The sequence below is a fragment of the Nocardiopsis sp. KDC1DS13DA1 genome (genome assembly GCF_055632325.1).
Map to the genome: position 1 here is coordinate 60,320 of NZ_JBVMUY010000001.1, position 19,984 is coordinate 80,303.

Sequence of the window (19,984 nt, forward strand, 5' to 3'; positions counted from 1 at the left end):
CTCAGTTCCCGGGCCGCCGCGCGGTCAGGGCCTCCGAGTCCGGCGTCAGTTCGACGGCGGCGCCCTCGATGGCGTCACGCACCATCGTGCAGCGCCCGACCTGCTCGGTGTCGGCCGTGAGGTCTCCCCCCTGCGCGGCGAACGCGTAGACCATGCTGGGCCGGTCCTCGAACTCCATCAGCCGGAAGGCTCCCCCCAGCCCCGGATGGTGCGGGGTCTGCTCGGGGATCACGCCCATGGTGACGATGCCCGCCGCGATGAGGTCGGCCAGGAAGCCGCGCTGGGCGTTGATGACGTCCGCGCCTCCCTGGGGCCGGGTCAGGGCGGCCTCGTTGAGCACCACCCGCAGCCGGGGGCCCTCCGGTCCGGTCATCGCCGCCCGGTGGGCCATCTCCTCCTCCACCAGGGCCTCGACCTGGTCGGCGCCCAGGTCGGGGTGGGCGGGTCCCAGGATGGCCCGGGAGTACTCCCGGGTGCGCAGGAACGTGGGCACGGCCATGGGCTGGTGCTCCCAGAGCCGCGCCGCGTGCGTACCGACCTCGCGCATGTCCCCGAACTCGTTGGGGAAGGCCTCGGCCTGGAGGGTGATCGCCCAGGCGTCGACCAGTTGGTGTTCGGCGCCCAGCGCGGTGTCCACCCGCTCGACCAGGGTCCGGGCCGGTCGGCAGTGCGCGTCCTCCACCTCGCGGAGTTTGTCGTCGGTCACCCCGACGGTCCTGGCCAGCTCGGCGCGCGAGAGCCCCCTGTCGGACCTGGCGCGCAGGATCCGCGCGCCGAAGGGGAGCCACATCGCAGACGGCAACGCAGTGTTCACTCCCGAATCCTCTCCCGTCGCCGGTCGGGGCGGGCCGCGTCCCTCGGGTCGGCCCCGCCCCCTTCCTTCGACCCTCTCCCGTGGCGGTGCTGCTGGTCAAGCGACGGGGCGGGTGCGGCGATCCGTGATAAGTCAGTACAAGAACCGACAATGCCGTCCCATGACCGGACTCGTTGGAAGCATCCTCTCCGAACCCCTCTGACCTGCACGGCTCCCGGCCGGTGGTCGGCGTGCCCCGGAGTGGGGAAGTCCCTCCGGTCCCAGTACTCTGAGTGCCGCCCAGCCGCGAACCTCACCTCGGAAGTGAACCGATGAAGAGCTTGACCCTGCCGGCGACCGCCCTCCTGGCCTCCACCGTCCTGTTCGCCACGACCGCGTGCCAGGGCGACACGGTGGAGGCGGAGGACACGAACCGGAACGCCGCCGCCGACGGCGGCGAGTCGCCCGGCGGCGACGCGACCGACGGCGCCGAGGCCTCCGGCGGCCCCGCCGACATCGACGTCTCGGACGTCGAGGGCGCGGTGCTGAGCACCAGCGAGGGCGACATCGAGGTGGAACTCTTCCCGGAGGACGCCCCGCTGACCGTCGCCAACTTCGTCGGCCTCGCCGAGGGCCAGGGCGCGCCCAACCCGGTGACCGGGGACGCGGCCTACTACGACGGGACCGTCTTCCACCGAGTGATCCAGGACTTCATGATCCAGGGCGGGGACCCCCAGGGGAGCGGACGCGGCGGCCCCGGCTACACGTTCGAAGACGAGTTCGACTCCGGACGCACCTTCGACGAGCCGGGTGTGCTCGCCATGGCCAACTCGGGCCCGAACACCAACGGTTCGCAGTTCTTCATCACGGTGGCGCCGACCACGCACCTGAACGGTGGGCACACGATCTTCGGCCAGGTGGCCGACGACGAGTCCTACCAGGTCGTGGAGGCGATCTCCCAGGTGCAGACCGACCAGGGCGACCGGCCCGCGGAGGACGTCGTGCTGCGGTCCGTCACGATCCAGCGCTCCGGCGACTGAACCGTGACCGTTCTCGGCCGCCGCCCGGCGTCGGCCCGCCCGTCGCCCGCGGCCGTCCGCAACGGACGCCCACGGCGTGGTCTCGGTCGTTGGGAACCCCGCCGACCCCCGGGCGACATCACCCGGGGAGCCGTTCCGGGGAACAGGACCTAGCGCCTGCGCTTGGCCCGGGCGGCGCGGGCCCGCTCGACGGCGGGCCCGATCGCCCCGGCCAGCGCCGCGACGTCGTCCTCGGTGGAGGTCCGGCCCAGGGACAGCCGCAGACTGCTCAGCGCGGTGTCCGGGTCGGCCCCCATCGCCAGGAGCACGTGGCTGGGCTGGGCGACGCCCGCCGAACACGCGGAACCGGTCGAGCAGGAGATGCCCCGCGCGTCGAGCAGCATGAGCAGCGCGTCACCCTCGCAGCCGGGGAAGGACAGATGGGAGATACCGGGCAGCCTCCCGCCCGGGTCACCGTTGACGACGACGTCGGGAACCTCCGCCCGGACGCGTTCCTCCAGGTCGTCCCGGAGCGAGGCCAGGTGCTTGGCGTGCTCCTCGCGCTCGGCCACGGCGAGGTCGACGGCGGTGGCCAGCCCGCGCAGCAGGGGCGTGGACAGGCTGCCCGAGCGGATCTCGCGCTCCTGACCGCCGCCGTGCAGGACGGGAACCGGCGCCTGGCCCCGACCGACGACCAGGGCGCCCGCCCCGACCGGCCCGCCGAGCTTGTGACCGCTCACGGTCAGGGCGGTGACGCCGCTGGCGGCGAAGTCGACCGGCTCGGCTCCGACCGCCTGGACGGCGTCCGTGTGGAAGGGGATCCCGTGTTCGGCGGCCACGGCCGCCAGGTCGGCCACCGGTTGCACGGTGCCGACCTCGTTGTTGGCCCACATGACCGAGACCAGGGCGACCGAACCGGGGTCGCGTTCGATCGCCTCCCTCAGCGTGCCCGGATCGACGCGTCCGGAGCCGTCCACGGGGAGGGCCTCGAAGACCGCCCCCTGGTGGTCGGCCATCCAGTGCGCCGGGTCCAGGACCGCGTGGTGTTCGACCGCGCCGACCAGGATCCGCCGCCGGTCCGGGTCCTGGGCGTTCCGGGACCAGTACAGCCCCTTGACCGCGATGTTGTCGGACTCGGTACCGCCGCCGGTGAAGACCACCTCGTGCGGTGTGCAGCCGAGTGCTCCCGCGAGGCGCTCGCGTGCCTCCTCGACCGTGCGGCGCGCGGCGCGGCCGTGGCCGTGCAGCGACGAGGGGTTGCCGAGGACGCCGAGCTCCTCGCTGATATCGGCGACGACCTCCGGGCGGACCCCGGTCGTGGCTGCGTGATCCAGATACACCATGGCGCTCCCAGAATACGCCCGCGACCACCGTCCACGGCCTCGGTCCCGATAACCTTGAGTCATGCCTGACTCCTCGCGGCCCACCGGCCATCACTGGCACGCTCCCACGGCCCAGCGCCCGGTGAGCGCGCGACTGTCCCTGCCCGGATCCAAGTCCGTGACCAACCGGGCCCTCGTACTGGCGGCGCTGTCGGAGACACCGTGCGTCGTGCGCCGTCCGCTCGTCAGCCGCGACAGCGAACTCATGGTCGGCGCGCTCCGGGCCCTGGGCGTGGGCGTCGCCCGGGACGGTGCGGACCTCGTGGTCACCCCCGCCGCGCTGCGCGGTCCGGCCTCCGTGGACGTCGGCAACGCCGGAACCGTCATGCGCTTCGTTCCGCCGCTCGCCGCCCTCGCCGCCGGAGACGTCCACTTCGACGGAGACCCGCGCGCCCGCGAGCGGCCCGTCGACGAACTCCTGAACGCCCTGCGCGCCCTCGGCGCGGACATCGACGACGGCGGACGCGGCGCCCTGCCCATGACCATCCACGGCACCGGGGCGGTGCCCGGCGGCGAGGTCACCCTGGACGCCTCCGGTTCGTCCCAGTTCGTCTCCGCGCTCCTGCTCAGCGGCGCCCGGTTCACCCAGGGCGTCCACGTGCGCCACCAGGGGCCGCCCGTGCCCTCCCAGCCGCACCTGGACATGACGGTGGAGATGCTCCGCGCCGCCGGGGTGTCCGTGTCCACCGGGGAGAACTCCTGGAGGGTCGAGCCGGGACCGATCAAGGCCAGCGGGATCACCGTCGAGCCCGACCTGTCCAACGCCGCGCCGTTCCTGGCCGCCGCCCTGGTCAGCGGCGGTGAGGTGACCATCGAGGGGTGGCCCGGGCACACCACCCAGCCCGGTGACGAACTGCGTTCCCTGCTCACCCGCATGGGCGGTGAGGTGTCCCGCTCCGGCGACGACCTCACCCTGCGCGGCACCGGCCGGATCAACGGCATCACCGCCGACCTGCGTGACGTCGGCGAACTCACCCCGACCATCGCGGCCGTGGCGGCCCTGGCGGACACGCCCTCCCGGCTCACCGGTATCGCGCACCTGCGCCGCCACGAGACCGACCGCATCGCCGCGCTCGCGACCGAGATCAACCACCTGGGCGGTGACGTCGAGGAACTGCCCGACGGCCTGGTCATCCGCCCCCGTCCGCTGCACGGCGGCGTGTTCCACTCCTACGACGACCACAGGATGGCCACCTCCGGCGCGGTGATCGGGCTGTCGGTGCCCGGAGTGGAGGTGGAGAACATCGCCACCACGCGCAAGACGCTGCCCGACTTCCCCGGCCTCTGGGCGGAGGCCCTGGCATGAGCCGCACGCGGGGCGGGGGGCGCCACCTGGACGAGGACGACATCCGCGTACGCGCCCGGGGCGGCTCCCGACCCCGCACCCGGAAGCGGCCCAAGCACGAGAACGCGGCGGAGGGCCTGGTCACCACCGTCGACCGGGGCCGCTACCGGTGCCTGGTGAACGACGTCCCCGTCGTGGCCATGAAGGCCCGTGAACTGGGCCGCGGCTCCATCGTCGTCGGCGACCGCGTCGACGTCGTGGGGGACCTGTCGGGGCGGCCCGACACCCTCGCCCGGGTCGTCCGGGTCCGCGACCGCCGCTCCGTCCTGCGCCGCACCGCCGACGACACCGACCCCGTCGAGCGGGTGATCGTCGCCAACGCCGACCAGCTGGCCATCGTGTGCGCGCTCGCCGACCCCGCGCCCCAGCCCCGCTTCGTCGACCGGTGCCTGGTGGCGGCCTACGACGCCGGGCTCGCACCGCTCCTGTGCCTGACCAAGGCGGACCTGGCCGACCCCGACGAGTTGGTCCGGGTCTACGAGCCCCTGGGAGTGCCCTACGAGGTCCTGGGCCCCGAGAGGGACCTCACCCGGCTCCGGGACCGCCTCACCGGCCGGACCAGCGTGTTCGTGGGTTCGTCCGGTGTGGGCAAGTCGACCCTGGTCAACCGCTTGGTCCCCGGAACCGACCGGGCGGTGGGCCACGTGAACGCGGTGACCGGCCGGGGCCGCCACACCTCGACCTCCGCCGTCGCGCTGCCCTTCGAGGGCGGCTGGCTGATCGACACCCCCGGAGTGCGCAGTTTCGGGTTGGCGCACATCGAGCCCGAGGACATCGTGGCGGGCTTCGCCGACATCGACGAGGTCACCCGCGGGTGCCCCCCGGACTGCACGCACCAGGAGGACGTCGAGGGCTGCGCCGTCGCCGCGGCCCTCACCGGGGGGACCCTGGACGCCGACCGCGTGGGGTCGCTGCGCCGGCTGCTGGCCAGCCGGGAGGGCACCCTCGACGAGGAGCCCGGGGCCTAGCGTCCGGCCCCGCCGGAGCACTTCCTCCCGGTCGCGAACCGATTCCCCGGTTCTCCGACATCCGTCGGTCACGCTCGGTAGTCTCCCGGCATGCCCGGATTCGACCACGAGCTCCAGGTCCGCCTGTTCCAGAACAACCCGGAACTGGCTCCTGCCGTGCTACGCGACACGATCGGTTTCCCCGTGCCCGACTTCGCGCGCGTGGAGATCGGCTGCACCGACCACACCAAGCTCAGGCCCCTACCCTTCAAATCCGACGACGTCGTCGTCCTGCACGACCGCGACGGGGCCAGGGTGCTGGCCATCATCGCCGAGGTCCAGCAGAAGAAGGACCAGGACAAGCCGTACACCTGGCCGCTGTACGTGGCCACCGTCAGAGAGATGCTGCGCTGCCCCGTCAGACTGATGGTGGTCTGCCCCGACAGGAGCACCGAGGTGTGGGCGCGCACCCCCGTCGAGTTCGAGGCCGGTGGGACCGCCTTCGCGCCCGCGGTCCTGGGGCCGAGCAACACACCGGTGGTCGACGACGTCGACCAGGCCAGGCGCCTGCCGGAACTGTCCGTGCTGTCGGTGGCCGCGCACGGCGACGACCCCGCCGTCCTCAAGGCCGCCGAAGCGGCCCTGGACGCCCTGCCCGAACACACCAGGCTTATCTACAATGACTTCATCGAGTCCAAGCTCAGCGCGGCGGCTCGGGAGAGGTGGGAGGAACTCATGGCGGCCGGTACCTACGAGTGGCAGAGCGACTTCGCCCGCAAGTACGTCGGACAGGGACGTGAGGAGGGCCTCAGGGAGGGCCGCGCCGAGGGCCGCGTCGAGGGTCGCGTCGAGGGCCAGGTGATGGGCCGGATCGAGGGCGAGCGGAAGGCCCTGCTGCGTGTCCTGCGTGTGCGCGACGTCCCGGTCTCGGGATCCGCCCGCGACCGCATCGACCGGTGCGCCGACCTCACCGAGCTGGAGACGTGGCTCGAACGGGCCGTCACGGTGGCCGACGCCGACCAGCTCTTCGACTGACCGCGCACCGGACGCGCGACCGCCCCGGGCCGGGGGACGCCCTTCTCCGGCCCGACCCCCGCTACAGGTCCACCGTCCCCCCGCAGCGCCAGTACCGCGACCGGTCGCGCTCCATGAACCCCTCGTCCACCAGGCTGTGCCGCAGCACCGCCAGGTCCGCGCTGAACCGCACCAGCACCGCGTTGACCTCGACCTCCGTGTACCGGACCCCGGGCTCGAAGGCACGCGCCACCTGGTCGAACAGCACCAGCCGCTCGGCTCGGCGCACCGGAAGCACGGTGATCCGGCCGTGCGGCATGTACTTCCTCAGCACCTTCCGCCGCTCCCGCTCCGACAGCGGCTCCTCCCACACGTGGCGGCACCCCCTCTCAACGGCCGCGCGACAGCATCCCGTGCACGACCCGCTCGACCCGCTCCGCCGCCCGCTCCGGATCGATCGGCTGCAGCGCGTAGGAGACCGTCAGCCGCACCGCGACGTCGGCGACCGCCTCGGCCAGCGGCGGGTCCGCCCACGCGCAGCGCTCCCCCACCCGCCAGGCGATCCGCTCCCCCAACACGTCCAGCAGCGGCGCCGACCTCGTCGTGAGCACCGGCAGCAGCTCCCGGTCCCCGGTCAGCACCGCCCTCAGCAGCGGGTTGTCGCGCGCGTTGAGCAGGATCAGCCGCGTCGCCCTGCTCACCGCGTGCGCCGAGTCGTGCTCCTGCGCCTCCAGGAGGCGCACCACCGTGTCCAACAAGCCGTTGACCTCACGCACCACGATCGCCTGGAGCAGCCCCTCCTTGCTGCCGAACACGTTGTACAGGGTCTGCCTGGACACCTTCGCCGCCGCCGCGATGTCGGCCATCCGCTGCCCCTGCCACGCCCCGGCCACGATCTCGGCGTAGGCGGCGTCCATCAACCGCTCCCGCGCCGACGTCCCGCCGGCGTGCCTGCGTCCGCTCGCGGTCTCCATCCCTCCATCCTCCCACCGAACGGCCCCGGAGCCCCGTCCTCCCGGAAGTTCCGAAGGCCCGGCCGCGACTAACACTCTGGTCACGTGGGGGTGCCCCCGTCGCCAGGGACGGCCCGGTCCGGGTAGCGTTACCGGCCATGGCGTCCTTTGACGATGATCTGCGGCTGGCCCACGTGCTCGCCGACGCTGCCGACGACCTCGCGCTCAAACGGTTCCGCGCGCTCGATCTGGTGGTCGACACCAAACCGGACCTGACCCCGGTGACCGAGTCCGACCGACTGGTCGAGGAGACCCTGCGCGGTGTGCTCTCGCGCGCCCGCCCCCGCGACGCGGTCGTGGGCGAGGAGTACGGCAGGACCGGCAACAGCAACCGGGTGTGGGTCATCGACCCCATCGACGGGACGAAGAACTACGTCCGCGGAGTCCCCGTCTGGGCGACCCTCATCGCGCTCCTGGAGGGCGACCGGCCCGTCGTCGGCCTCGTGTCCGCCCCGGCCCTGCACCGCCGCTGGTGGGCCGCCAAGGGCGGCGGCGCCTGGACGGGGCGCGGCCTGTCGAAGGCGACCCGCTGCCACGTGTCCAAGGTCTCGGAACTGGGCGACGCCTCGTTCAGCTACTCCTCGCTCACCGGTTGGGAGGAGCGCGGCCTGCTCGACTCCTTCCTCGGCCTGACCCGTTCGGTCTGGCGCACCCGCGCCTACGGTGACTTCTGGTCCCACGTGATGGTCGCCGAGGGTGTCGTGGACGTGGCCGCCGAGCCCGAACTGTCGCTCTGGGACGCGGCGCCGCTGCCGATCATCCTGGAGGAGGCCGGGGGGCGCGCGACCAACCTGCGCGGTGATGACTTCGTGGACGGCGGACCGCTGGTGTGCAGCAACGGACTGCTGCACGACTCCGCGCTGACCTGGCTCAACGGCGGCCCCACGCCCGTCCGTTAGGGCGTGTTCCCAACGCCCCGGGCCCGTCGGCCCCCCGCCCGGCATTCGTCACTTTCCACACACGTCCCATCACCACAGGTAGTAGCCTGCCGGGTGTGCTGACCACGACACCCCCACGATCCGCGCTCCGCCGCGCCGCCGCCGTCCTGGCCGCCGCCGTGTCCGTCACCGCGGCCGCCGCCTGCGGTGGCGGGCACGGGTACGCCCCCGAGGAACTCGACGCGATGATCGCCGACCGCGTGCGCGCCTCCACCTCCGCCGCGCCCTCGGGCCTCCCCGACACCGTGTTCGACCCGGGCACCTACACGTGCTCCCCGGCCGTCGACTCCCCCGCCCCGGGCACCTGGCGGACCGAGGCACCGCGGTCGGACGTCTCCCCCGGGGCACCGGTCCGGCTGGGTGTGCTGGCCGGTGAGAACACCCGGGTCACGGGCGTGACCGTGACCGTTCTCGCGCCGGACGGCTCCTCGTCCGCCGCCGACGCCGCCCTCGCCGCCGGGTCCTGGACCCACGTCGACTACCCCGGGGACTTCACGGCCACCGCCGCCGGGGCCACCGCCGCCCCGGACGCCGGATCGGCGGACGGTGTCCATACCGTTATCTGGAGTGACAGCTCCGCCGGAACCCCGCTGACCTGTGACGGCTTCTCCGTCGGCTGACCCCCGGAACGGACCGGTCCGTCGCCCGGCCAAAAACCCGCTACGGCCGTGAACCGAAATTCGTGTTCCCCTCGTTGGGTGTCGTGAAACCACCCGATTCACGCGGGCCCGGCCGTCCCTCGGCGGTGCCGGGCCCCACACACGGGAAGGGGCCGAATGCTACGTTCCCTCACAGCCGGGATCGTGCTCGCCTTCGCCGGCTCCCGGGCCAACGTCGCCCGGACCATCCTGTCCTGCGCCGGCGTCGTCGTCGGTGTCGGCGCGCTGATCGTCGTGGTCATGGGCAGCGATTTCGGACAGCGCTACGCCGTCGCCTACAGCGAGATCCAGGGCGGGCTCCCCGCGACGCTGGAGGTCGGCATCGGTGCCGAGATCAGCGACCGCGAAGCCCTGGAGGAGGACCTGTACCGCGCGGGCGGCGAGCAGGTCTCCCTGTACCAGATGCCGGGGAACCCGATCCGGATCCGTTCCGGTGACGCGACCGCACCCGAGGTGGAGTTCCGCGGCGTGGACGCCGGACTCGGCGACATCCGCCGCCTCGACATGGCCCAGGGGCGCTGGTTCTCCGAGGAGGACACCGAGTCGCTCGCCCCCGTCCTGGTGATCAACCAGTCCCTCGCCGACCAGCTCCCGGACCTGGCACAGGTACAGGTCGGCCAGGACCGGTGGATGGAGGCACGGGTCGTCGGTGTCATCGCCGACTCCAACATGGACTTCAGCTGGCAGACCGCCTACCTGCTGCGCTCCCCCGCCACCGAGGAGATGCTCTTCGCCCCGGCGGATTCCGAGGAACCCTCGGACTCGTTCGGGTACTTCGCGGGTGAGAACACCTACGTCGTCCGTCTGGACCCGGACCACCCGGGCACGGCGGACAACGGCTCGGCGTTCGCGCGGACCCTGGCCTCCGCCGGTTGGCGGTGGGGGGTCGACGACCCCGACGCGATCTGGAGCTACCGCGCGGACAGTGCGGACATGCTCGAGGAACCCCTGCGGTACATGACCTGGGGCCTGCTCGGCATCGCCTTCGTCACCCTGGGCACCGGCCTGCTCGGCGTGCTCAACGTCGGGCTGGTCACCGTGCGCGAGCGCCGCCGCGAGCTGGCCACCTACCGGGCCCTGGGGGCCTCCCGGTTCACGCTCTTCGTGGCCGTGGTGATGGAGGCCGTGGTCGTGTCGGTCGTGGCGGGGGTCATCGCCCTCGCCGGTTGCTGGGCGCTGGGGTCCCTGGCCTCGGTGGTCGTCACCGAGCTCGACCTCGTGCCGCCCGGCGTCGACGTGCGCGTTCCGGCCAACGGCGTGCTCCTCGGACTGGGCAGCGCCGCCGGTGTCGGACTGTTGGCCGGGATCATCCCCGCGGCCCGGGCGCTGCGCGCGTCCGTCGTCGCCGGACTCCGCGAGTAGGAGACTCAAGATGAGCAAGAAGAAGTGGATCATCGCCGGTACCGGGCTCGTACTCCTCGCGGGGCTGGGCGGCGGAACCTACGTCGTGCTGCCGCGGGTGCTCGGCGGTGGCGGCCCGGAGATCCCCATGGAACAGGCCGCCCTGGAGACGAGCGTGCCGTTCACGGTGGAGCTGGGCTCGATCAGCTCGGTGATGGTGCTGGACGCCGCGGTCCGGGCCGCCCCCGGCGAGGACGTCACCGCCCGGGGCGGCGGCACCGTGACCCGGGTCTGGGTGGGTGACGGAACCCCGGTCGAGAACGGCGCCCCGATCGTGACCCTGTCCGTCCCGGACACCGCGGGCGCCGGGGGCGAGGAGGACGCCGAGGCCCCCGCCGCGCGCGAGGTCACGCTCTACGCGCCCCGCGCGGGCGACGTCTCCGGGATCGGTGACCTGCGCGACGGTGACGTCGTCGAGGCCGGCGCGGTCGTGGCGACGGTGGCCCCGGACGAGTTCCAGGCGGTGGCGTCCATTCCGTCGAACGACCTGTACCGCTTCGGCGGCGAGCCCCGGGACATCGAGCTGAGCATCGACCAGGGCCCCGCCCCGGCACCGTGCGAGTTCGTCTCCCTGGGCCCGGCCGAGCAGGGCGGCGAAGGGGGCTCCCCCGACGGGGGCGAGGGTGTCGAGGGCGGCGGAGGCGGTGGCGGCGGCACCGAGCTGGTCTGCCGGGTCCCCGCCGACGTGGAGGCCTACGACGGCGTGCAGGGTGAGCTGTCGGTGGCCGTCGAGGACGTGTCCAACGTCATGGCCGTCCCCGTGACCGCCGTGCGCGGCAGGGCCGACGAGGGCGAGGTCATGGTCGTGGCCGAGGACGGGTCCCAGGAGGTGCGTGCGGTCACCCTGGGCGTGTCCGACGGCTCCATGGTGGAGGTCGTCGAGGGGCTGAGCGTCGGCGAGCAGGTCATGGACCCGGTCCCGCTCGACCCCCGGTTCGACGTTCCCGGCGGCCCCGGCGAGGAGTTCGCGGACGAGGGCGACTACGTCATCATGGAGGCCGAGTAGATGGCGGTCGACACACCCGCGCCGGAGGCCGCGCGCTCCCCGTCCGGCACCTCTCCCCTCCTCCGGGTGGAGGGTCTGACCCGCCACTTCACGGTGTCGGGCACCCGGATCGACGTCCTGTACGACTGCACGTTCCAGGTGGCGCGCGGCGAGGTCGTGGCGATCGTGGGCCAGTCGGGCTCGGGCAAGTCCACCCTGCTCAACCTGCTCGGCCTGCTGGACCGGCCGAGCGGCGGCGCCTACGTCTTCGACGACGTCGACACCACCCGTCTGGGCGAGGGCCGCCGCTCACGTCTGCGCGGTGCGGGCATCGGCTTCGTCTTCCAGCAGTTCCACCTGTTGGAGCGGCGCAGCGCCCTGGCCAACGTCGGCGTGCCGATGGTGCTGGGCGGGGTGCCCGTACTCCGCCGCCGGACCCGCGCCCGCGAACTGCTGGAGTCCGTCGGCCTGGGCCACCGCCTCACCTCGCAGCCGCACCAGCTCTCCGGCGGTGAGCAGCAGCGTGTGGCGCTGGCGCGGGCCCTGAGCCGGGAACCCGCGCTCATCCTCGCCGACGAGCCCACGGGCGCCCTGGACGCCGCGAGCAGCCGGATGATCATGGACCAGCTACTGGCCCAGGCCGAACTGCGGGGCGCGGCGGTGGTCGTGGTGACCCACGATCCCAAGGTCGCCGAACGCGCCGACCGCGTGGTGGAGCTCGTCGAGGGCCGCACGCGCTGACCCCCGGCCCCGAACTCCGGGCCGTGGTCCCTGCGGGGACCGCGGCCCGGTGCGCTCTCCCGGGCTCGGCCGGAAAACGCCCCCGGCCCCTTTACGCCATTTCCCGCCGGGACGGTTCCGTGCGGGTTTTTCCCGGAAACAGAAGAAGCCGGTGCGGTGGAAGCTCTGCTTCCGACCGCACCGGCTCTCATTGGTAGCGGGGACAGGATTTGAACCTGCGACCTCTGGGTTATGAGCCCAGCGAGCTACCGAACTGCTCCACCCCGCGTCGTTGATCCCTATTTTAGGGCCTTTCGCCCCGGGTGGCAAACCGGTTTTTCCTGAGAAGAACCGGAGGGGATCCACCCCGGTCAAACCTTCCGGCCTGACCTTCGTCGATCGTATCAGGACTTTCACCCCGCGACGACCGGCGCCGACATCCACCCGAACGGAACGAGTTCCGCACCCCGCCGGAACGGGGAATCAGGTGAAAAGCACCGGACCCGGAATTTCTTCCGGGTCCGGTATCAGTAGCGGGGACAGGATTTGAACCTGCGACCTCTGGGTTATGAGCCCAGCGAGCTACCGAACTGCTCCACCCCGCGTCGTTGTGTTCTCAACAGTAGCGTGTCCGGGCCGTGAACCCAAATCGACGCCACGAGACGTGGGCCACGCGGGCGGCGGCGCCCCGGGGCCCACGCGAACGGGGCGGAGCCCGTAGGCCCCGCCCCGTCGACCGGCCGCCCGGACCCGGAGGTCCCGGCGCCTACTCGTTCAGCGCGTCCTCGATCGCCTCCAGGGCCTCCCGGAGGTCCTCGTTGGCCTGGTCCTGGTTGTCCTGGGCCTCCTCCCAGGCCTCGACGGCCTCGTTCAGCGCGTCGGTGAGCGCCTCGTTGCCGGAGGGCTCCTCGGCGGGCTCCTCCGCGCCGCCCTCGGCGGGCTCCTCGTCCTCGGCGGGCGCCTCCGGGTCGGGCAGCGGCGCCTCACCCTCCCCGAACAGGTTGTTCAGCGCTTCCTGGAGGTTGCTGCCGATCGCGACGTCCTCACCGAAGCCGACCATCACCTGCTGGAGCAGCGGGAAGGAGGCCGCACCGCCGCCGCCGGCCTGGACGTAGAGCGGCTCGACGTACAGCAGGCCGCCGCCGAACGGCAGGGTCAGCAGGTTGCCCCGCGTCACCTCGGCGTTGGACTGCTCCAGCGGCAGCAGGACCTCACGGACCGCGGCGTCGGAGTCGAAGGCGTTCTGCATCTGGCCGGGACCGAAGTTGACCGTGCTGCGCGGCAGCTCCAGCAGTTGGAGCTGGCCGTAGTCCTCCGAGTTCGGGTCGCTGTTGACCGCCATGAACGCCGCGAGGTTCTCCCGGTTGCGCGGGACGAACGTCGTGGTCAGCGAGAAGCTGGCCGTGTCCGCCCCCGGGTAGTTGATGGTCTGCCGGTACGGCGGCATCGGGGCGTCGTCCCCGGTGGTCGGGTCCGCCGGGATCGTCCAGAAGTCCTGACCGCCGTAGAAGGCCTCGGCGTTGGTCACGTGGTACTCGCGCATGATCTCGCGCTGCACCTTGAACAGGTCGTCCGGGTAGCGGACGTGGTTGAGCAGGTCCTCGCTCATCTCCGAGCGGGGCGTCACGATGTCCGGGAAGGCGCTCATCCAGGTCTGCAGGACCGGGTCCTCCTCGTCCCAGGCGTACAGCGTGACGGTGCCGTCGTAGGCGTCGACCGTCGCCTTGACCGAGTTGCGGATGTAGTTGACCTCGTTGCCGGGCAGGGCGCCGACCTGCTGGGCCGTGCCGTCCGTGAACGTGTCGGTGACCGCCTGGTTGAAGTCGATCGGGTTGGCGTACGGGTAGCCGTTGGACGTGGTGTAGGCGTCCACGATCCACTGGACCCGGCCGTCGACCACCGCCGGGTAGGGGCTGCTGTCCACGGTCAGGAACGGGGCCACGCGCTCCACGCGCTCCAGCGGGTCGCGCTCGTAGATGATGCGCGAGTCGCTGGTGATGGCGCTGTTGAGCAGGATGTTGGGTTCCTGGTACTTGATCGCGTACAGGATCCGGTCGAAGAAGCTGCTCAACTGGACGCCGCCGCTGCCCTCGTAGCGGTTGTAGGCCTGGGACTCGCCGTCCTCGGCGCCCCCGTTGCCGGTGTCCTCCGCACCGTCGGTCCCCTCCTGGGAGCCCTCCTCGGCGCCGCCCTCGGTGTCGGAGTCGGACGGGGCGCGGGCCTCGTCCGGCTCGGGGCTGGCGGTGGGCTCCAGGGCGTCCTCCAGGGTGGGGACCTCCTCGGTCTCCTCCTCGGGGTCGACCGGGAAGTCGTACTCGCGCTCGGCCTGGACGATGACGTACTCCGCGCCCTCGCGGCCGTAGTAGATCCGCGGCTCGTACTCGCCGGTGACCTCGCTCAGCTCGCCCCGGGGCGGGATGTTGTACTCGGTGAAGACCGGGCGGCCCTCGGGGTCGATCAGGTTGCCCGCGGCGGCGACCATGCCGTAGCCGTGGGTGTAGATCAGGTGCCGGTTGAGCCAGTTGTCCTGGTCGGAGGGCGGCCCCTCCAGCTCACGGACGGCGACGATGGTGTCGATCAGGTTGCCGTCGAGGTCCGGATACCGGTCGACCTCCAGCACGTCCGGGAACTCGTAGAAGCCGCGGACCTGCTGCATCTGCTGGAAGGTCTGCGAGATCACGGACGGGTCGGCCAGGCGGACGCTCGGGATCGTGTCGGCCTCGGCCGACAGTTCCTGGGGCGTCAGCTCGGTGGTGGCGTCGTAGTCGGTCACCTCGGCCCCGGCGATGCCGTAGGCGTCGCGCGTGGACTGGATGTTGCGCTCGATGTAGGGCTCCTCCAGGCGCTGCTCGTTCGGGCTGACCTGGAAGCGCTGGACGATCTCGGGGTAGGCGACGCCGACCAGCACCGCGGACAGGACCAGCAGACCGAGGCTGGCCATGGGGACCATGGTGTTCTTGAAGTAGATGTTGGCGAAGAACAGCAGGGCGCAGATGACGGAGATGACCGTGAGGATCATCAGGGCCGTCTTGACCGCGTTGACGTCCGTGTAGGACGCGCCGAAGGTGTACCCGCGGTCGGAGAAGACCAGGCCGTAGCGGTCCAGCCAGTACGACCCGGCGCGCAGCAGCACGAAGACGCCCAGCAGCACCGACAGGTGCACCCGGGCGGCGGGGGTGGCGCGCTGGCCGCTGTCGTTCTGGAGGCGCACGCCCCCGTACAGGTAGTGGACGATGACCGCGGCGATGAACGCCAGGATGACCGACGCGTACACGTAGCCGAGCAGTGTCCGCAGGAACGGGTAGACGAACGCGAAGAACCCGATGTCCATCCCGAACTCGGAGTCGGCGACGCCGAAGTCGGTCGCGTGCAGGAACTGGAGGTAGGCCCGCCAGTCACCGCTGGCCGCGGCTCCGGCCAGGAGCGCGAGGGCGCCGACCGCGATCCAGAAGAACAGCTTGCGGTGCGGGTCGATCGACTGCCGGTAGCGGTCGAGCCCCTGCTGCTCCAGGCTCATGGGCCGTACGCCGGGCCGGGAGCGGTAGGCGAAGAAGATGCTGGCGCCGACGATAACGGCCATGACCAACGCGGAGACGGCGAACAGGAGTACGCGCGTCCACAGTTCGGTCAGGAACACCGTCGTGTACCCGACGGAGCTGAACCACTTGAAATCGGTCCAGAAGTTCGCGGCGAGCGCCAGGCCCGCGATGATGACGACCACGGTCGCCGCGACAGGCGCGAGCAACCTTGATCGGCGAGGCATACGCGCAGGTGGTGCGCCGGGCGATCGGAAGCTCACGCCTCCCCCTCGTTCTGGCTTGGTAGATGCGTTCGGTGCGCGTGTGGCGCCTTATTACTGAGAACTTATTCGGAGGCCGCCGGGTTCCCGAAATCCCCCCACCCGGGTGACGAGCGAGCATCGTTGGGGTATCGGACCGGCAACCGGCGCGCCCATGGTGACCCTACTGGCCGGAATCGGGACCGGCGAGGCTCCCGCATCGGTCACCATGGAAGCGTGTCGAACATTCGCGAAGCCGTCATGGACCTGGAACGCCACGCCGCCGAGCAGGGTTGGGACCGGCCGCTGGGCCTGTACGCCCTGGTGCCCACCGCCGACCTGCTCAAGGCGGAACCGGCCCTGGCCGGCCTGCTGGGGATCGACTCCCCCGTCGACCCGGAGGAGCTGACACCGGTCGAGCAGGAGCCGCTCCCCGGCGACGTCCCCCTGGAGGAGGCGCTGGGCCGCATCCTGTGGCCGGAGGACGTGGCCGGGTGCGCGCTGGTCATGGAGCGCCTGGTGGTGAAGGGTTCGGACGAGACCCTGGCCATGGGTGAGGACCCGGTCGAGTCGGGTCGGGAGACCGAGGAGATCCGGATGGTCGCCGGGGTGCTGCGGGACGGGTCGCGCCACTGCGCGATGCGGATGCGCAGCCACGACAGCGAGACCGAGGTGCTCAACGGGGCCGACCTCATCCCGGCGCTGACCTCCGCGCTCGCGCTGACCCTGGACCTCGACGAGGACGGCGGGGCCGGGAACGGCTGAGCCGGGTCCGCCCCGGACCCGCGCCCCGCTTCGGGTGGCCGTCCCCGGCAGGGGAACCTACTCCAGGCCCTCGCAGCGGGGCAGTTCGCCCTCGCCGGTCCGGATGGTCTCCAGGGCGCCCACGGCGTCGTCGAGCGTCTCCACACGGACCACCTCCAGCTCGCCGTAGGCCGCCGAGTCGGCGACCTGGTCGCAGCTGTCGGCGGCCACGAGGAAGTACTCGGCGCCGTCGCGCAGGGCGCTGACCATCTTCTGCGGGATACCGCTGATCCCACCGACCTGACCGTCGGCGCTGATGGTGCCCGATCCGGCCACGCGGGCGCCGCCGGTCAGGCTCTCCCGGCTGAGCCGGTCCATGATCCCGAGGGCGAACATCATCCCGGCGCTCGGCCCGCCGATGTCGCCGACGGAGATCTCCACGCCGATCGGGAACTCCGTGTCGTCGGCGATGAGAATGCCGACGGCGGCCGTGCCGTCCTCGCCCTCCGCCGTGGTGATCTCGACCTCCACGGTCTCGCCGTCCCTGTCGAGCACCATCTCCACGGGGTCGCCGGGCTCACGTGAACTCACCGTGTCGACGACCGCGGCGCTGCCCACGGCCGGACTGCCCTCACCCTCGCCGGCGTCGGTGGGGACGGGCTCGCCGTCGATCTCGACGATGACGTCGCCGGGCTCGACCAGTCCGTCGGCGGGCATGCCCTCGACGGCGTCGGCGACCACCGGGACCGCCTCGTACCCGATGCCGAGCTGACCCAGTGCGGCGGCGGTCGCGTCGGTCTGGGAGTCGTTCATCTGGACGGTCTGCCGCTCGCTGACCTCCTCCGGCGTCCGGTCGGCCGGGAAGAGCAGCTCCTCGGGCATGACCGCGTTGCCCGGCGAGAGCCATGCGGTGAGGACCTCCAGCGCGCTGAGCCGCCGCTGGGGACCGCCCGCGTACTGGATGGTGACCATGGAGAGCGCACCGTCGTGCTCGTAGCTCTCGGCGCCCTCGATCCTGATCACCGGACCGTCGTCGAACTCGCCCACGGTGTTCACCGTGACGCCGGGGGTGGCCACGATGTAGGGCATGGGGAGGTGGAGGCTGCCGAGCGCCAGGCCCACGAGCAGGGCGAGGGCGACGACGAGGGTCAGGACACGACGAAGCATGCCCATACCCTACGGCCCGCGTGGAACCCGGACGCGCGCCCGGTCCCGGCGGCCGCGCGCCGGATCCGATGATCGGCACAAGTCGATGAGTGGGGGCCGAACGCCTCCGGCCGTTTCCGGCGTACACCGCGCGGGGGAGCCTGCCGCAGGACCCCGGCCGTGCAGCAGAATCGCTGACCGTGCCCGGAGGATCCGGGAGAACGGGGGTCGTGGAATGCGCGTGCTGTTGTTGACGTACGGATCGCGCGGGGACGTCGAACCGATGGCGGGACTCGCGGTGCGGTTGCGGGAGCTCGGCGCACAGGTACGGGTGTGCGCGCCGCCGGACTTCGGCGGGGCGCCGTCCCCACGCGGCCCTACGGCGTACCGACCCACTCGTCCCGGCCGTCCTCGAAGGACTGGTGCTTCCAGATCGGCACCTGCGCCTTGAGGTCGTCGATCAGGCGGCGGCAGGCGTCGAAGGCCTCCTGCCGGTGCGCGGCCGCGGCGGCCACGACCACCGCCGCGTCGCCGATCTCCAGGTCCCCGACGCGGTGGACGGCCGCCAGCCTCACCACCGGACGCCCTGGGACGGTGGTACCGGTGAGCACCTTCTCCATGACGGCGCGCAGCCGCTCCTCCACCGAGGGGTGCGCCGAGTAGGCCAGCCGGGCGACGTCGCGCCCGTGGTCGTGGTCCCGCACCGTTCCGATGAACACGGCGGTCCCCCCGGCGCGGGGGTCGGAGACGGCGGCGAGGACCTCGTCGACGGACAGGGGCGTGTCGCGTACGGCCGCGAGAGTGATTTCTTGCACGATTCGACGGTACCAACCCTGACCTGCCCGGCCCCGGTGCTTGGGCAACCCCTGTGGGGTCCTCCATGCCGCGGGGAACGGCCTCGTCGTCGGGTACGAATCCGGCCGCGCGCCCGGCCCGGGGCCGGGCCCCGCGGTCAGCCCCGGCCGCGGCGGCGCAGGTGGCGGATGGCCGCCGCGGTACCGATCGCGGCGGCCGCCGCACCGGCCGCGCCCGCGGCGGTGATGGTGACCTCCTTGGCGCCCAGGTTGCGCCCCACGATCGCGGGCTTGCCGCTCCGGTACTCCATCAGGGCGGCGAGCACCTCCCTGTTGTCGTAGTGGGGCTTCCACCCGGCCTCCCGCAGGGCCCGGCAGTCCACCACGCAGGGGTAGACCAGGTGCTTGAGCTCGCCCTCCGCCGCCGGGGTGATCCTCGCCTGGTGCAGGCGGCGGATGGCGCCGAAGGCCAGGTTGGCGGTGACCTCGAAGGACTTCATGCCCGCGACCTCCTCCACCTCCTCCTGGGAGAGGGAGCCCTCGCTGGCGACGGTCACGACCCCGTCGACGCCCCCGACCCCGTGCAGGGCGCAGAACTCCAGGGCGCTGACCAGATCGTCGACGTGGCAGAACTGCCACCGCTGTTCGTGGCCCTTGACCGTGAGCAGGCGCGGCGCGGAGAAGTGGCGGCTGAGCAGGGTGTCCAGGCCGGGGCCGACCAGCGGTGCGGGGCGGACGACGGTGACGGACAGGCTCGGGTGCGCACGGCGGGCGCGTTCGACGAGTGCCTCGATCTCCGCGAAGTCGCCGGTCAGCCCGGCGCTGTTGTCGGAGACCCGGGGAGCGTCCTCGGGCAGCGGCACCGGGTTGTCGGGGGCCGCGCCGTAGACCATGGTGCCCGTGACGAGGATGACGCGCGGCACGCCCGAGGCGGCGGCCGCCGTCAGGACCGTCTGGGCGGCACGGACGTTGTGCTGGCGGCGCCTGGCGGGCTTGGTGTCCAGGGAGCGGTCGTCGGCGGTGTGCACGAGGACGTCGATGCCGTCGAGCCGCGAGACCAGCCCCGGATCGCACACGTCGGCGATCCGCCACGTGACGCCGTCCAGGTCGGAGAACTCGTCGTCGATCGCCACGACCTCCCGGAGGGACACGGAACCATTCGGCTCGGCCAGGCGTTGCACGAGGAGCCGACCCACCCCGGAGGCGGCACCGGTGACCGCGACCACCGAGCCCGCGCCTTCGGAGGGGCTGTGCTCTGGGCGAACCTGGTTGCTTTCGGTATTCACTCCGGGCGACTCCCAGCTAA

The 19,984-nt window shown here is 72.1% G+C and carries 18 protein-coding genes and 2 tRNA genes; 10 read left to right on the forward strand and 10 right to left on the reverse strand.

Translation table 11 applies throughout. The features are described from left to right. Position 1: 1 nt before the first annotated feature. Positions 2 to 814 carry a helix-turn-helix domain-containing protein gene (locus tag ACTVAJ_RS00235; RefSeq protein WP_470385933.1) on the reverse strand — a complete coding sequence of 271 codons (813 nt, stop codon included), beginning with the start codon at positions 812 to 814 and terminating at the stop codon, positions 2 to 4. Between the two features lie 311 nt (positions 815 to 1,125). Between ACTVAJ_RS00235 and ACTVAJ_RS00240 the strand changes: the two genes are divergently transcribed. Continuing rightward, on the forward strand, positions 1,126 to 1,833 hold the full coding sequence (locus ACTVAJ_RS00240; RefSeq protein WP_470385934.1) for a peptidylprolyl isomerase: 708 nt from the start codon (positions 1,126 to 1,128) through the stop codon (positions 1,831 to 1,833). Between the two features lie 149 nt (positions 1,834 to 1,982). On the opposite strand, the gene ACTVAJ_RS00245 is transcribed toward ACTVAJ_RS00240, so the two are convergent. Continuing rightward, positions 1,983 to 3,155 (reverse strand): cysteine desulfurase family protein, encoded by a 1,173-nt coding sequence (locus tag ACTVAJ_RS00245; protein WP_470385935.1) that lies wholly within the window; start codon positions 3,153 to 3,155, stop codon positions 1,983 to 1,985. 61 nt (positions 3,156 to 3,216) lie between these two features. Between ACTVAJ_RS00245 and aroA the strand changes: the two genes are divergently transcribed. The 3 genes from aroA to ACTVAJ_RS00260 all read left to right on the forward strand — a co-directional run bounded on the left by aroA (position 3,217) and on the right by ACTVAJ_RS00260 (position 6,521). After that, positions 3,217 to 4,500 carry a 3-phosphoshikimate 1-carboxyvinyltransferase gene (aroA, locus tag ACTVAJ_RS00250; protein WP_470385936.1) on the forward strand — a complete coding sequence of 428 codons (1,284 nt, stop codon included), beginning with the start codon at positions 3,217 to 3,219 and terminating at the stop codon, positions 4,498 to 4,500. Continuing rightward, entirely contained in the window at positions 4,497 to 5,507 is a 1,011-nt protein-coding gene (gene rsgA / locus ACTVAJ_RS00255; RefSeq protein WP_470385937.1) for a ribosome small subunit-dependent GTPase A, read from the forward strand. Before aroA ends, rsgA begins: the two co-directional genes overlap by 4 nt. A 90-nt stretch (positions 5,508 to 5,597) precedes the next feature. Then, a complete protein-coding gene (locus ACTVAJ_RS00260; RefSeq protein ID WP_470385938.1) occupies positions 5,598 to 6,521 on the forward strand; it encodes an RpnC/YadD family protein in 924 nt (307 codons plus the stop codon). A gap of 61 nt (positions 6,522 to 6,582) precedes the next feature. Here ACTVAJ_RS00260 and ACTVAJ_RS00265 read toward each other — a convergent pair whose 3' ends face one another. Next, positions 6,583 to 6,873, reverse strand: a complete 291-nt coding sequence (locus ACTVAJ_RS00265) for a DUF2087 domain-containing protein (protein WP_470385939.1) — start codon at positions 6,871 to 6,873, stop codon at positions 6,583 to 6,585. A 16-nt stretch (positions 6,874 to 6,889) separates the two neighbouring features. Next, positions 6,890 to 7,474 carry a TetR/AcrR family transcriptional regulator gene (locus ACTVAJ_RS00270; protein ID WP_470385940.1) on the reverse strand — a complete coding sequence of 195 codons (585 nt, stop codon included), beginning with the start codon at positions 7,472 to 7,474 and terminating at the stop codon, positions 6,890 to 6,892. A 137-nt stretch (positions 7,475 to 7,611) separates the two neighbouring features. Between ACTVAJ_RS00270 and hisN the strand changes: the two genes are divergently transcribed. The 5 genes from hisN (at position 7,612) to ACTVAJ_RS00295 (ending at position 12,237) form a co-directional block, all read left to right on the forward strand. Beyond that, complete coding sequence (gene hisN / locus ACTVAJ_RS00275) at positions 7,612 to 8,412, forward strand: histidinol-phosphatase (RefSeq protein WP_470385941.1); 801 nt, start codon at positions 7,612 to 7,614, stop codon at positions 8,410 to 8,412. Between the two features lie 95 nt (positions 8,413 to 8,507). Beyond that, on the forward strand, positions 8,508 to 9,071 hold the full coding sequence (locus ACTVAJ_RS00280; RefSeq protein ID WP_470385942.1) for a hypothetical protein: 564 nt from the start codon (positions 8,508 to 8,510) through the stop codon (positions 9,069 to 9,071). A gap of 156 nt (positions 9,072 to 9,227) precedes the next feature. Beyond that, on the forward strand, positions 9,228 to 10,472 hold the full coding sequence (locus ACTVAJ_RS00285) for an ABC transporter permease (RefSeq protein ID WP_470385943.1): 1,245 nt from the start codon (positions 9,228 to 9,230) through the stop codon (positions 10,470 to 10,472). A gap of 10 nt (positions 10,473 to 10,482) precedes the next feature. Then, positions 10,483 to 11,517 carry a permuted SH3 domain-containing protein gene (locus ACTVAJ_RS00290; RefSeq protein ID WP_470385944.1) on the forward strand — a complete coding sequence of 345 codons (1,035 nt, stop codon included), beginning with the start codon at positions 10,483 to 10,485 and terminating at the stop codon, positions 11,515 to 11,517. Next, positions 11,518 to 12,237: an ABC transporter ATP-binding protein gene (locus tag ACTVAJ_RS00295; protein ID WP_470385945.1), complete on the forward strand. Its 720-nt coding sequence runs from the start codon at positions 11,518 to 11,520 to the stop codon at positions 12,235 to 12,237. Between the two features lie 191 nt (positions 12,238 to 12,428). Here the strand turns inward: ACTVAJ_RS00295 and ACTVAJ_RS00300 are convergent. The 3 genes from ACTVAJ_RS00300 to ACTVAJ_RS00310 form a co-directional block, all read right to left on the reverse strand. Then, positions 12,429 to 12,505 (reverse strand) — tRNA-Met (locus ACTVAJ_RS00300). 242 nt (positions 12,506 to 12,747) lie between these two features. After that, positions 12,748 to 12,821 (reverse strand) — tRNA-Met (locus ACTVAJ_RS00305). A 161-nt stretch (positions 12,822 to 12,982) separates the two neighbouring features. Further along, positions 12,983 to 15,937 carry a UPF0182 family membrane protein gene (locus ACTVAJ_RS00310; protein WP_470385962.1) on the reverse strand — a complete coding sequence of 985 codons (2,955 nt, stop codon included), beginning with the start codon at positions 15,935 to 15,937 and terminating at the stop codon, positions 12,983 to 12,985. A 294-nt stretch (positions 15,938 to 16,231) separates the two neighbouring features. Here ACTVAJ_RS00310 and ACTVAJ_RS00315 point away from each other — a divergent pair, with 294 nt between their 5' ends. Next, complete coding sequence (locus ACTVAJ_RS00315) at positions 16,232 to 16,759, forward strand: PPA1309 family protein (protein WP_470385946.1); 528 nt, start codon at positions 16,232 to 16,234, stop codon at positions 16,757 to 16,759. Between the two features lie 57 nt (positions 16,760 to 16,816). Here the strand turns inward: ACTVAJ_RS00315 and ACTVAJ_RS00320 are convergent, their stop codons facing one another. The 3 genes from ACTVAJ_RS00320 to ACTVAJ_RS00330 all read right to left on the reverse strand — a co-directional run bounded on the left by ACTVAJ_RS00320 (position 16,817) and on the right by ACTVAJ_RS00330 (position 19,904). Further along, entirely contained in the window at positions 16,817 to 17,905 is a 1,089-nt protein-coding gene (locus tag ACTVAJ_RS00320) for a YlbL family protein (protein WP_470385947.1), read from the reverse strand. 356 nt (positions 17,906 to 18,261) lie between these two features. After that, the gene (locus ACTVAJ_RS00325; protein ID WP_470385948.1) at positions 18,262 to 18,699 is read right to left on the reverse strand and encodes a molybdenum cofactor biosynthesis protein MoaE; all 438 of its coding nucleotides are present in this window, start codon (positions 18,697 to 18,699) and stop codon (positions 18,262 to 18,264) included. A gap of 137 nt (positions 18,700 to 18,836) precedes the next feature. Beyond that, entirely contained in the window at positions 18,837 to 19,904 is a 1,068-nt protein-coding gene (locus ACTVAJ_RS00330) for an NAD-dependent epimerase/dehydratase family protein (RefSeq protein WP_470385963.1), read from the reverse strand. Positions 19,905 to 19,984: the final 80 nt, after the last annotated feature.

What these genes read in the sequence shown, in the direction of transcription:
- ACTVAJ_RS00240 (WP_470385934.1), top strand. Translation starts at nt 1,126, where the DNA reads ATGAAGAGCTTGACCCTGCCGGCGACCGCCCTCCTGGCCTCCACCGTC.
- ACTVAJ_RS00245 (WP_470385935.1), bottom strand. Translation starts at nt 3,155, where the DNA reads ATGGTGTATCTGGATCACGCAGCCACGACCGGGGTCCGCCCGGAGGTC.
- aroA (WP_470385936.1), top strand. Translation starts at nt 3,217, where the DNA reads ATGCCTGACTCCTCGCGGCCCACCGGCCATCACTGGCACGCTCCCACG.
- rsgA (WP_470385937.1), top strand. Translation starts at nt 4,497, where the DNA reads ATGAGCCGCACGCGGGGCGGGGGGCGCCACCTGGACGAGGACGACATC.
- ACTVAJ_RS00260 (WP_470385938.1), top strand. Translation starts at nt 5,598, where the DNA reads ATGCCCGGATTCGACCACGAGCTCCAGGTCCGCCTGTTCCAGAACAAC.
- ACTVAJ_RS00270 (WP_470385940.1), bottom strand. Translation starts at nt 7,474, where the DNA reads ATGGAGACCGCGAGCGGACGCAGGCACGCCGGCGGGACGTCGGCGCGG.
- hisN (WP_470385941.1), top strand. Translation starts at nt 7,612, where the DNA reads ATGGCGTCCTTTGACGATGATCTGCGGCTGGCCCACGTGCTCGCCGAC.
- ACTVAJ_RS00285 (WP_470385943.1), top strand. Translation starts at nt 9,228, where the DNA reads ATGCTACGTTCCCTCACAGCCGGGATCGTGCTCGCCTTCGCCGGCTCC.
- ACTVAJ_RS00290 (WP_470385944.1), top strand. Translation starts at nt 10,483, where the DNA reads ATGAGCAAGAAGAAGTGGATCATCGCCGGTACCGGGCTCGTACTCCTC.
- ACTVAJ_RS00295 (WP_470385945.1), top strand. Translation starts at nt 11,518, where the DNA reads ATGGCGGTCGACACACCCGCGCCGGAGGCCGCGCGCTCCCCGTCCGGC.
- ACTVAJ_RS00320 (WP_470385947.1), bottom strand. Translation starts at nt 17,905, where the DNA reads ATGCTTCGTCGTGTCCTGACCCTCGTCGTCGCCCTCGCCCTGCTCGTG.